A 10,689-nucleotide genomic window follows, 5' to 3' on the forward strand; every position below is an offset into this window, starting at 1 on the left:
CCCCGAGCGGAGGTTGGGAAGAATGCGCTCCGTGATCGTGGACTGCGCGATGTACAAGGACGGGCGCCGGACGGAGTGCGCGGCGGACTTCTCGGACGCCCTCGGCCAGGCGCGCGGCGCGGGGGACGCCTTCATCTGGGTGGGCCTCTATGAACCGACGGAAGCGGAGTTCGACGAGGTCAGCAGGGAGTTCGGGCTGCATCCGCTGGCGGTGGAGGACGCGTTGAAGGCGCATCAGCGGCCCAAGCTGGAGGTGTTCGACGACTCGCTGTTCGTGGTCCTGAAGCCGGTCGCGTACGAGGTGGACAGCGACGCGGTCTCCTCGGGCGAGGTCATGGTCTTCATCGGCGACGCCTTCGTGGTGACGGTGCGGCACGGCGAGGGCTCGCCTCTCGGTGCCGTACGCCATCGCATGGAGGCGGAGCCGGAGATGCTCAAGCACGGCCCGACGTCCGTCCTGTACGCGGTCGCCGACGCCACGGTCGACCACTATCTGGACGTCGCGGGCGAGCTGCAGACCGACCTGGAGGAGCTGGAGGCGGAGGTCTTCTCGCCCGACAGCGGCGGCAGCCGCAACACGGCATCGCGGATCTACCGGTTCAAGCGGCAGATCGTCGAGTTCCGCCGGGCCACGGGGCCGCTGGCGATGCCCATGATGCGCCTCTCCGGAGCGGGCCCTTTCGCACCCGCCGTGCCCTTCGTGATGGACACGGCGCAGCCGTTCTTCCGGGACGTCAGCGACCATCTGACGCGGGTGAACGACTGGGTGGACAGCCTCGACCGCCTGGTGTCCGACATCCTCTCCGCGCACCTGGCGCAGATGAGCGTGCGCCAGAACGACGACATGCGGAAGATCTCGGCGTGGGCCGCCATGGCCGCGGTCCCCACGATGATCGCGGGCATCTACGGCATGAACTTCGACCACATGCCCGAGCTGCGCTGGGTCTGGGCCTACCCCGCCGTGATCCTCCTGATGGTGGCGCTCGAGGTCTTCCTGTACCGGCTGTTCAAACGCCGCGGCTGGCTCTAGCGGGCGGGCGGGGTCAGGCGAGTTCCGCCGCCGACGTGGCGGGCCCGCCGAGGGCGTCGCGGCGCTCGGGCATCTTCAGGGACACCATCCGCCGCCAGCCGCCGAACCGTTCGTACGCGTACATGCCGTTGACTCCCGCGGCGAGCGCCGCGGACTTGGGCTTCGACCAGTTCAGGATGCGTGCCATGTGGCCCATCACGGCGAGGCTGACGTCCCGGTACACGCGCGTCTCGGCACGGGCGCACTCGTGCAGGGTGTCCAGGATCGTCCGCCCGTGTCCCGCGGCCGCCAGGCGCAGCAACTCCTCGTGGCAGTACGCCAGGTGGTTGTCCTCGTCGTGGCAGATCATCCTGATGGCCTTGCCGACTTCGGGGTGGTCGCCGAAGTACGTGACGAGCATGTCCATCTGGTCGGCGGCGCGCTGTTCGGTGACGCGGCTGTGCGCGAGGTACACGACGACGTCCCGCTCGGTCAGCGGCTCTTCACGGCGCAGCTTGTCGTGGGCGAGGCCGATGCCCTTCCGCTCCAGGAGCAAGGTGTAGTCGGTCTCGGGCGGGACGGGGACGGGTTCGAGGCCGCGCCTCTTCAGAAGGGCGTTGAAGATCCGTCCGTGCTTGTCCTCGTCGGCGCCGTGCCGGGCGACCTTGGGGCCGAGGGGGCGATAGCTCTCGGGGAGCAGCGCCGCGATGCGCCCGTTCTCCCAGCCGCCCTGCGACTCCCCGCTGGCAGCGATGGAGCAGAAGAGCTGGAACGACTCGTCGTTGTCGAGGATCTCCTCGAAGACACTCCTGGCCGACAGCATCAGTGGCACCTCCATGCCCTCCGCGCGAACCTCCGCAAAGAACAAGTCAAATGCGGTGACGCGGGTGTGGCAACAGCTCTCACCGACACCTCCGCCGAACGAAGGACGGCTCACCCCGGACGGGCCCGTAACCGAGGGGCCGTCCGGCGCGTTGTGCTGCGTGACGGCCGTGGCGGGGAAGACCCCCCGAGCCCCCACCACGGCCGCAGAACTTCTCCCTCCGGGTTACGCCAGTCCAGCGCGCTCCAGCGCCTGCGTGCCCGCGCGCAGGGCCGCGATCCGCTCGTCGAGCGTGAAGCCGGCGGGCGCCAGCGTGAGCGTGGTGACCCCGGCCGCCGCGTAGGCCTGCATCCGCTCGGCGATGCGGTCCACGGAGCCGAGCAGCGTGGTCGAGTCGATCAGCTCGCGCGGTACGGCGGCCGCCGCGCCCTCCTTGTCGCCGGACAGGTACTTGTCCTGGATCTCGGCGGCTTCCTTCTCGTAGCCCATGCGCTGGGCGAGCTGGTTGTAGAAGTTCTGCTTGCGGCTGCCCATGCCGCCCACGTAGAGGGCGGTGTACGGGCGGAACATGTCCGCGAGGCCGCTGACGTCGTCGCCCACCGCGAGCGGCACCGTCGGGACGACGTCGAAGCCGTCCATCGTCTTGCCCGCCTTCTCGCGCCCCACGCGCAGGTGGCGGATCGCGGTCTCCTCCAGGTGCTCGGCCGAGGGGAAGATCAGCAGGGCGCCGTCGGCGATCTCGCCGGTCTGCTCCAGGTTCTTGGGGCCGATCGCGGCGACGTACAGCGGGATGTGCTCGCGCTGCGGGTGGACGGTGAGCTTGATGGGCTTGCCCGGTCCTTCCGGCAGCGGCAGGGTCCAGTGCTCGCCCTCGTACGACAGGCGCTCGCGCGTCATCGCCTTGCGGACGATCTCGACGTACTCGCGGGTGCGGGCCAGCGGCTTGTCGAACTTGACGCCGTACCAGCCCTCGGAGACCTGCGGCCCGGAGACGCCCAGGCCCAGGCGGAAGCGGCCGCCGGAGAGCGAGTCGAGCGTGGCGGCCGTCATGGCGGTCATCGCGGGCTGCCGGGCCGGGATCTGGAAGATCGCGGATCCGATGTCGATGCGCTCGGTCTGCGCGGCCACCCAGGAGAGCACCGTCGCGGCGTCCGAGCCGTAGGCCTCGGCGGCCCAGCAGACCGCGTAACCGAGCTTGTCGGCCTCCTTGGCGACGGCGAGGTTGTCCGCGTCCATCCCCGCGCCCCAGTAGCCGAGGTTGATCCCGAGCTGCATGGCCGAATCCCCTTACTGAGCAGTAACGTCCCTGTGCCGGGGACTGTAGCGCGTGGGCGCGGGGCCCGTCAGCGGCGGGCGTCGGGGTGAGCCGGGGCTTCGCGGGTTTTCCACAGGCACAGGTTTGTCCACAGCCCCTCACGCCGCAGGAGCACGGCCAGTAATCTCAGCGCCCATGGAGCAGAGGCATCTCGGCCGTACCGGCCTTCGCGTGTCCCGGATCGGACTCGGCACCCTCACCTGGGGGCACACCCAGGAGAGCGACGCCGCCGATCTGTTGAAGGTGTTCTGGGAAGCCGGCGGCAGCCTCGTCGACACGGCGGATGTGTACGGCGACGGGGAGGCCGAGTACCTCCTGGGACGTCTCATAGAACGGCTCGTGCCGCGCCGCGACCTGGTCATCGCGACCAAGGCGGGCAGTGTGCCCGACCCCGACCGGCGCTTCGACGGCTCGCGGGGCCACCTCCTCTCCGCGCTCGACGCGTCCCTTGCCCGCCTGGGCACGGATTACGTGGACTTGTGGCAGCTGCACGCCTTCGACCCCTGCACGCCGCTAGACGAGACGCTCCAGGCCCTGGACATCGCCGTCAGCAGCGGCCGTGCGCGCTATGCGGGCATCTCGAACTTCTCCGGCTGGCAGCTCGCCAAGGCGGCCACGTGGCAGCTCGCCGCGCCGGGGACACGGACCCGCCTGGCCAGTGCGCAGATGGAGTACTCCCTGCTGCAGCGCGGCGTCGAGCGGGAACTGCTGCCCGCGGCGATGGACCTGGGGGTGGGCCTGCTGCCCTCGTCGCCGCTCGGCCGCGGGGTACTCACCGGGAAGTACCGCCACTCCACCCCGGCGGACTCGCGCGGCGGCTCCGAGCATCTGGCGCCGTTCGTCGCGCCCTACCTGGACGACGCCGCGAGCCGCGTCGTCGACGCGGTCGCCACGGCTGCGGACGGCCTCGCGGCCACGCCGCTCCAAGTCGCCCTCGCCTGGGTGCGCGACCGTCCAGGAGTGACCGCGCCGATCGTCGGCGCGCGCAACGCGCAGCAGCTCACGGCCGCATTGTCAGTGGAGACCCTTAGTCTTCCTGACGAGATCTGCCAGGCGCTCGACGACGTGTCGGCGCCCGTGCACCGCTACCCCGATCAGGACTGGAGCACGCTGTGAGTACGGAGCCGGAAACCGCTGCCGCGGAGGAAGCGGAGGGGGCCGCTGCCGCGGAGGCGAACGGACCGGGCGCCCCGGACCCCGAGGCCACGGCCGACACCGCCGGCTCCGACGAGGCGGCCGAGGCGGGCGGCTCCGCCGGGCCTGACGCGGAAGCCGCTGCCGCCGCGGAGACCGGGGCGGGGGCGCCGGAGACCGGGGCGGGGGTTCCGGAGGCGGAGGGCGCGGCCGACACCTCTGGCTCTGCCGGATCTGAGGGCGGTGCCGAAAGCGACGCCGTGGCCGAGAGCAAGGAACTCTCCGAGACCGAGGCGGAGATCGCCGCCCAGCGGGAGCTGCTCGAGCGGATCGCCGAGCGGAAGGCCGCCAAGCAGGGACCTGTCGACGCCGGGGCCAAGCTCAGCGGCACGGCCGCCGATCTGCTGGCCGCCGTGCGTGCGGTGGAGAGCGGCGAGAAGCCGGCCGTCAGCGCCTTCCGCGAGCCCGAGCCCGCACCGCGCAAGGTGGCGCCCGAGCCCGTTCGGCGGCCCCAGCCCGTCGCGGCGGCCGCATCGGGGCCCGGCGACGAAGCCGTGGAAGCGGTCCGTGCCGTGCTCGCCGAGGGCGGGGCGCCCGCCACCCTCGCCGCGCGGACGGCGGCGGCGCTCGGTGAAGGTGCCGAAACCCAACTGCGGGACGACCCCTGGCGGTTGCTGCGGGTCGGCGGCGTGCGCACGGAGCAGGCCGACGGGTTCGCGCGGGCGCTGCTCGGCGCGGAGTGCGGGCCCGACGACGAGCGCAGGGGGCGCGCCATCACCGCCTGGCTCCTGGAGCAGGCGGCCGTCGCGGGGCACACGGCCCTGGACGCGGCGGCGCTCACCGCCGCGCTCGGACAGCGTGCCGTGCCGGATCCGGACGCGGCGGTGCAGAGCGCCATCGCGGAGGGCGACATCCTTGTCTTCCAGGACGCCATCGAGACACCGGGAGCCCCTGCCCCTGTACAGGAAGAGGGCGACGGCGAGGAGGCCGAGCAGCCGGTCCGCGTCCTGGTCGGCCTCGAGCAGTACGCCCTCGCGGAGGAGAGCCTCGCCGACGGGCTCGCCCGGGTGATCAACTCGCTGCCCAAGGAGGAGAGTTCGGGCCCGCAGGCGACAGACTGGGAGGCCGCCGCAGGCGAGGCGTCCGGTTCCACCGCCGAGCTGATCCGCGCGGTGGCCGGCCACGGACTCGTCCTGCACACCGGTGGCGAGGCGGCACGCGCCGAGCCCGCCGCGCTGGTGTCGGCAGCGGCGGGGCTCGGCCTGCGGGCGTGGGCGGCCACGCACAGCTCCGCGGGACGGCGTCGCGTCGCCGGACTCGCGGGCTCGGACGAGGCGGGCACAGCGACCGTGGCGGGGCTGCTCTCCGGCGCCGAGGGCCCCGGACGGGACAGGGACGGGGCGCTCGCCCTCGACCTCCTCGTGGTCCTCGACGCGCCGCAGCTGGACGTGGAGAGCGCCGCGATGCTGGTGGAGTCCCTGCCGGACGGCGCCCGGCTGGTTCTGAGCGGCGATCCGGGGGTGCTCTGGTCGGCCGGCCCCGGACGGGTCTTCGCGGATCTCCTCGCGGCACGCTGCTGTCCGCAGGTCGTCTCGCGCGTCCCCGACCCCGGACCCATCGGGGAACTGGTCTCCGGCATCGGCATCGGCGAGCTGAACCAAGTGGAGGCGCCGGGCAAGGAAGTCGTGATCGTCCCCGTGCGTGACGCGGGCGAGGCGGTCCACCGCACGGTGCAGCTCGTGGCGGACTCGGTGCCCCGGGCGATCGGGGTACCGCCCGAGGACACCCAGGTCATCACCCCGGGGCACGGCGGCGCAGCGGGCACGCGCGCCCTGAACACCGCGCTCAAGGAGCGGCTGAACCCCGGCCCCGGCCGGTTCGGCGGCTTCGACCCCGGCGACCGTGTCGCCCACGTACCGGCGCCGGGCCGCACGACGCTGGGCCGGGTCCTGCGGGCCGACGCGGAGGGGCTGCACCTGGAGTGTGACGGCGCCCCCGTCGTCGTACCGAAGGAACAGGTGGAGCAGGCGGTGCGGCACGCCTGGGCGCTCACCGCGCATCAGGCAGTGGGCCTGCGCTGGCCCGCGGCGGTCGTGGTGCTGCCCGGCGACGCGACGGCGGCCCTGAGCAGGCCCTGGGTCTACACCGCGTTCAGCCGCGGCGAGCGGCATCTGTCGGTGGTCCAGGGCGCGGAGCAGGCGCTGCCGCGCGCGGTGGCGGAGATCCCCGCCAAGGCCCGCACGACGCGTCTGCAGACCCTCCTGCGCCCCCAGGTCCCCGCCTCGTCCTGAGCCGGGGAACCGTCCCGCGCTTCCGGGTGGCCGCCACGTCCACCGGCGCCCGGAAGCGGCGGCAACGGCCAGGGTGGGCCGCGCCGCGCGCCTGAGGGGTCAGCGATCCGCGTCCAGGGGGCTGCGGTCGTCGTCGACGTCGAGCGCATCGACTTCGTCCAGGTCATCGGCGTCGTCGACGTCGTCGAGGACCGCCACGGCGTCGGGGTCGGCGCGGACGTGGACGTCGGCGTCGGCATCGATGCCGTCGTCGTCCGGGTCCTCGTCGAAGACCGCGCTGACGTCGAACCGGCACACGACCCGGTGCGGATCCGCCTGGTCGAAGGGGGCGTCGAGCCACTCCCCCGGCTCGGCCGGCTCGTCCGCCGCGGTGACCCAGAGCGTGGAGTCGCCCTCCTCCAGGCCGAACTCCTTGTGCCGGGAGGCGATTTCGTCCGGTTCGAACTCACCGAAGAGGACGCCGAGCGCGGCGTGCACGCTGCTGCCCGCGGCCGCGACGGCAGGGCTGTCGTCCGCCGCGTCCTCGTCGAGGTCCGCGACCCGCTGGGCCTGCGCCAGGAGCCGCTGCGGCTCCGCCACCGCGTAGTCCCTGCGGATCAGCACGCTCAGCGCGTTCGCCTCCTCAGGACCCTGGTACGGCGGCAGCACGTCGCTGTCCGAGCCGGGGATCTCGAAGGGGGTGACCTCGTCATAGCGGTCGTAGAGGAGCTCGTCGTACTCCTCGGCCGCGGCGGCCAGCTCGTTGAACGCTTCGTAGACGGCCGGGTCGTCCTCGCCCGACCTGCGTTCGACCGCGGCAAGGTGACGGTCGAGCGCGGTCTTGACCGCCTCGGCGGCGGCGCGTACCTCGGCAGCGGTGGGCTGCGCAGCATCAGACATAGTGCAGACGCTATCCGTACCGGGCCTGTACTTGCACAATAGATGCGATGCCGGAATACGAATTTGTCGACGTGTATGTGCCTCGCGGGGTCACCCGCAAGGAAGCAACACGCCTGCTGACGGACCACGCGGAGTACGGACACTGGGAGTTGGACCGCCTGAGCCTGCACGCAGACGGCAGCCGCAGAGTGCGGCTGAAGCGGCGGATCATCCGCCAGCTGCGGGCTACTTGGTGATGTGAACATGCGAGAACGGAGGGTGCCCCGACCAGGCGGGTCACCCTCCGTTCCGCGTTCCGTACAAGCGGTGACGCGCCTCGATCAGGCGGCCGACCGGGCCGACCGCGTCCTGCGATACAGCACCGTCCCCGCGAGCAGCATGCCCGCGCCGACCGGCAGCACGACGCCGACCGGCAGCTCGCTGCCCGTCTGAGCGAGCGTCTCCGAGCCCTTCGGCTGGGCGACGGTCTGCGTCTCCGGCTGGTTCGGCACGCCCCGGTCCGGGTTCTCACCCGGCGTACCGGGCTTCTCCGGCTGCTCGGGACGTTCCGGCTTCTCCGGCGTCTGCGGCCCGCCCGGCGGCTGCTCCGGCTTCGTGGGCGGCTTCTCGTCGCCCGGCCCAGGCGCCTCGCCCGAGTCGTTGGCGCAGTCGTTGCCGGTGGTCGCGTTGCCGAGGCCACCGATGGTGACGCTGTTGCCGCAGACGTTCACCGGCACGTCGACCGGCAGCTGGACGTCGTTGCCCGAGCCGACACCGGGCGAGTCACTGGTGTGGCCCTCCGCGGCGGCCCCGCCGCCCGGCGGCTTGTTCGTGCCGCTGCCCCCGTCGTCGGAGGTGTTGGCGCAGTTGTTGCCCGCCGCGGGGTTGAGCACCCCGACGACGTTGACGCTGTTGCCGCAGACGTTCAGCGGCACGTGAACCGGGAGCTGGATCGAGTTGCCGGACAGCACGCCCGGAGAGTCCGACGCACCCCCGCGGGCGCCCGAATCGGCTTGCGCGTATCCACCGCTGATGGCGAGCACGCCCGTCGCGGCCGCCACCGTGATCAGGCCTTTACGAGTGACCTGTCGCATAGGTTTTCCCTGCCTTATGACTTCAGGAAAGCGCACGCTCCTTGGGGTGCGTACGCGGAATGCCCGAAGGCCCCGGAGTGCATGGCACGCACTCCGGGGCCGACAGACTCAGACCCTCATGGGGTGAGGCACAGCAACGTCAGACGTTGGCGCAGGTGTTGCCGAAGGCGGGGTTCAGCAGCCCGATCACGGAGACCGTGTTGCCGCAGACGTTGACCGGCACGTGCACCGGCGCCTGGACGACATTGCCCGAGAGCACACCGGGGGACTTCACGGCGGCACCCTGAGCACCGGCGTCAGCAGCAGCGATACCCGCACCCGCGAGCACGAGACCACCAGTGGCAGCCGCAGCAGCGACGACCTTCTTGATCATTATTCCTCCTTGTTGGCAATGCGATCCCAGCCGCGGACCGCACCACCTGTAACGAGGAGGAGCCAAAGGGGCTACGAGCCTATGGTCCCTTTCACTCTTTTCAGTCAAGTACGTACGTGCTGACGATTATTGGAGTGTCGTTTCAGCACGTAAATCGTCAACAAGGGGCGTGTGTACCGGCGTTCAGGACGCGTCGATGAACCGGTCCAGCACGCGCACACCGAACTTGAGGCCGTCGACCGGAACCCGCTCGTCCACACCGTGGAACATGCCCGCGAAGTCCAGCTCCGGCGGCAGCTTCAGCGGCGCGAAGCCGAATCCGCGGATGCCGAGGTCGTCGAAGGACTTGGCGTCGGTGCCCGCGGAGAGCATGTACGGCACGGCACGGGCGATCGGGTCCTCGGCCTGGAGCGCCGTCTGCATGGCGTCGACGAGCGCGCCGTCGAAGGTGGTCTCCAGGGCCTTGTCCGCGTGTACGTCCTGACGCTTGACGTTCGGGCCGAGGATCCGGTCCAGGTCGGCGAGGAACTCCTGCTCGTACCCCGGCAGGAAGCGGCCGTCGACATGTGCCGTCGCCTGCCCCGGGATGACGTTGACCTTGTAACCGGCGCCCAGCTGGGTCGGGTTGGCGGTGTTCTGCAGGGAAGCGCCGATGAGCTTGGCGATGCCGCCGAGCTTGGCGAGCGTCTCGTCCATGTTCTCGGGGTCGAGCTCGGTGCCGAGTGCGTCGCCCAGCTCGTCCAGGAAGTGCCGCAGCGTCTTGGTCACCCGCACCGGGAACTTGTGCCGCCCCAACCGGCCCACGGCCTCGGACAGTTCGGTGATGGCGTTGTCCCTGTGGATCATCGAGCCGTGGCCCGCGGTGCCGTCCACGGTCAGCTTCATCCAGTGCATGCCCTTCTGGGCCGTCTCGATGAGATAGAGCCGCAGGTCCTCGTTGACCTGGAAGGAGAAGCCGCCGACCTCACTGATGGCCTCCGTGACGCCCTCGAACAAGTGCGGATGCTTGTCGACGAGGTAACGCGCGCCATACGTGCCGCCGGCCTCCTCGTCGGCCATGAAGGACAGCACGATGTCGCGCGGGGGCTTGCGGCCGGTGCGCATGCGCTCACGGATGACCGCGAGGGTCATCGCGTCCATGTCCTTCATGTCGACGGCGCCACGGCCCCACACGCAACCGTCCGCGATCTCCCCGGAGAAGGGGTGGTGCGTCCAGTCCTGCGCGTTCGCCGGTACGACGTCGGTGTGGCCGTGGATGAGCAGCGCGGGCCGGGAGCGGTCCTCGCCCTCGATGCGGGCCACCGTGGAGGCGCGGCCGGGGTGCGATTCGAAGATCTGCGGCTCGAGCCCCACCTCGGCGAGCTTCTCCGCGACGTACTCGGCGGCCTTGCGCTCCCCCGGGCCCGAGTGGTCGCCGTAATTGCTCGTGTCGATGCGGATCAGATCGCGGCAGAGATCGACGACCTCGTCCTCACCGGTGACGGGCCGCGACCGGTCCGCTTCGCCCGCCCTGTCGGCCCTGCTCGACTCGCTCACGATGGTTCCTCCCGCTATCGCTGCTGGTGGTCCTCTTCATCCTCCCGCGCCCACCTCCCGGCACCAAGGCCGGGCACCCGTCGTCATACGCCGTTCACGCACCTGACCTGTGTGATCAGAGGCCCCCGAATGTTTGCTATGGTTTTCCACGTCGCCGCGGGAAACCGCGACAGACCACCGGTCCGGGTGGCGGAATGGCAGACGCGCTAGCTTGAGGTGCTAGTGCCCTTTATCGGGCGTGGGGGTTCAAGTCCCC

General features: G+C 71.2%; 10 protein-coding genes. 4 read left to right on the forward strand and 6 right to left on the reverse strand.

Annotated elements, in window-relative coordinates; genetic code table 11:
- Positions 1-31 precede the first annotated feature (31 nt).
- Positions 32-1,030, forward strand: a complete 999-nt coding sequence (corA, locus tag AC5P1C_RS20340; RefSeq protein ID WP_493867296.1) for a magnesium/cobalt transporter CorA — start codon at positions 32-34, stop codon at positions 1,028-1,030.
- A gap of 13 nt (positions 1,031-1,043) precedes the next feature.
- Here the strand turns inward: corA and AC5P1C_RS20345 are convergent, their stop codons facing one another.
- Together AC5P1C_RS20345 and AC5P1C_RS20350 are read right to left on the reverse strand one after the other, a co-directional pair.
- Positions 1,044-1,832 carry a ferritin-like domain-containing protein gene (locus AC5P1C_RS20345; protein WP_493867297.1) on the reverse strand — a complete coding sequence of 263 codons (789 nt, stop codon included), beginning with the start codon at positions 1,830-1,832 and terminating at the stop codon, positions 1,044-1,046.
- Between the two features lie 225 nt (positions 1,833-2,057).
- Complete coding sequence (locus tag AC5P1C_RS20350) at positions 2,058-3,107, reverse strand: LLM class F420-dependent oxidoreductase (protein ID WP_493867279.1); 1,050 nt, start codon at positions 3,105-3,107, stop codon at positions 2,058-2,060.
- A gap of 175 nt (positions 3,108-3,282) precedes the next feature.
- Here AC5P1C_RS20350 and AC5P1C_RS20355 point away from each other — a divergent pair, with 175 nt between their 5' ends.
- On the forward strand, positions 3,283-4,263 hold the full coding sequence (locus AC5P1C_RS20355; RefSeq protein ID WP_493867280.1) for an aldo/keto reductase: 981 nt from the start codon (positions 3,283-3,285) through the stop codon (positions 4,261-4,263).
- Entirely contained in the window at positions 4,260-6,572 is a 2,313-nt protein-coding gene (locus tag AC5P1C_RS20360; RefSeq protein WP_493867281.1) for a helix-hairpin-helix domain-containing protein, read from the forward strand. Before AC5P1C_RS20355 ends, AC5P1C_RS20360 begins: the two co-directional genes overlap by 4 nt.
- Positions 6,573-6,671: 99 nt before the next feature.
- Here the strand turns inward: AC5P1C_RS20360 and AC5P1C_RS20365 are convergent, their stop codons facing one another.
- Positions 6,672-7,451 (reverse strand): hypothetical protein, encoded by a 780-nt coding sequence (locus AC5P1C_RS20365; RefSeq protein ID WP_493867282.1) that lies wholly within the window; start codon positions 7,449-7,451, stop codon positions 6,672-6,674.
- Between the two features lie 47 nt (positions 7,452-7,498).
- On the opposite strand from AC5P1C_RS20365, the gene AC5P1C_RS20370 reads away from it, so the two are divergent.
- Positions 7,499-7,687: a DUF5703 family protein gene (locus tag AC5P1C_RS20370; RefSeq protein WP_190082655.1), complete on the forward strand. Its 189-nt coding sequence runs from the start codon at positions 7,499-7,501 to the stop codon at positions 7,685-7,687.
- 84 nt (positions 7,688-7,771) lie between these two features.
- Here the strand turns inward: AC5P1C_RS20370 and AC5P1C_RS20375 are convergent, their stop codons facing one another.
- The 3 genes from AC5P1C_RS20375 to AC5P1C_RS20385 all read right to left on the reverse strand — a co-directional run bounded on the left by AC5P1C_RS20375 (position 7,772) and on the right by AC5P1C_RS20385 (position 10,433).
- Positions 7,772-8,524 carry a chaplin gene (locus AC5P1C_RS20375; protein ID WP_493867283.1) on the reverse strand — a complete coding sequence of 251 codons (753 nt, stop codon included), beginning with the start codon at positions 8,522-8,524 and terminating at the stop codon, positions 7,772-7,774.
- A gap of 139 nt (positions 8,525-8,663) precedes the next feature.
- Positions 8,664-8,897 (reverse strand): chaplin ChpH, encoded by a 234-nt coding sequence (gene chpH, locus AC5P1C_RS20380; protein ID WP_493867284.1) that lies wholly within the window; start codon positions 8,895-8,897, stop codon positions 8,664-8,666.
- 183 nt (positions 8,898-9,080) lie between these two features.
- Entirely contained in the window at positions 9,081-10,433 is a 1,353-nt protein-coding gene (locus AC5P1C_RS20385) for a M20/M25/M40 family metallo-hydrolase (RefSeq protein ID WP_493867285.1), read from the reverse strand.
- Between the last annotated feature and the right edge of the window lie 256 nt (positions 10,434-10,689).

The sequence above is a fragment of the Streptomyces sp. A18 genome, assembly GCF_059026065.1.

Bases quoted from the DNA above. Each gene is read 5' to 3' on its own strand.
- AC5P1C_RS20345 (WP_493867297.1), bottom strand. From the start codon at position 1,832: ATGCTGTCGGCCAGGAGTGTCTTCGAGGAGATCCTCGACAACGACGAG.
- AC5P1C_RS20350 (WP_493867279.1), bottom strand. From the start codon at position 3,107: ATGCAGCTCGGGATCAACCTCGGCTACTGGGGCGCGGGGATGGACGCG.
- AC5P1C_RS20355 (WP_493867280.1), top strand. From the start codon at position 3,283: ATGGAGCAGAGGCATCTCGGCCGTACCGGCCTTCGCGTGTCCCGGATC.
- AC5P1C_RS20365 (WP_493867282.1), bottom strand. From the start codon at position 7,451: ATGTCTGATGCTGCGCAGCCCACCGCTGCCGAGGTACGCGCCGCCGCC.
- AC5P1C_RS20370 (WP_190082655.1), top strand. From the start codon at position 7,499: ATGCCGGAATACGAATTTGTCGACGTGTATGTGCCTCGCGGGGTCACC.
- AC5P1C_RS20375 (WP_493867283.1), bottom strand. From the start codon at position 8,524: ATGCGACAGGTCACTCGTAAAGGCCTGATCACGGTGGCGGCCGCGACG.
- chpH (WP_493867284.1), bottom strand. From the start codon at position 8,897: ATGATCAAGAAGGTCGTCGCTGCTGCGGCTGCCACTGGTGGTCTCGTG.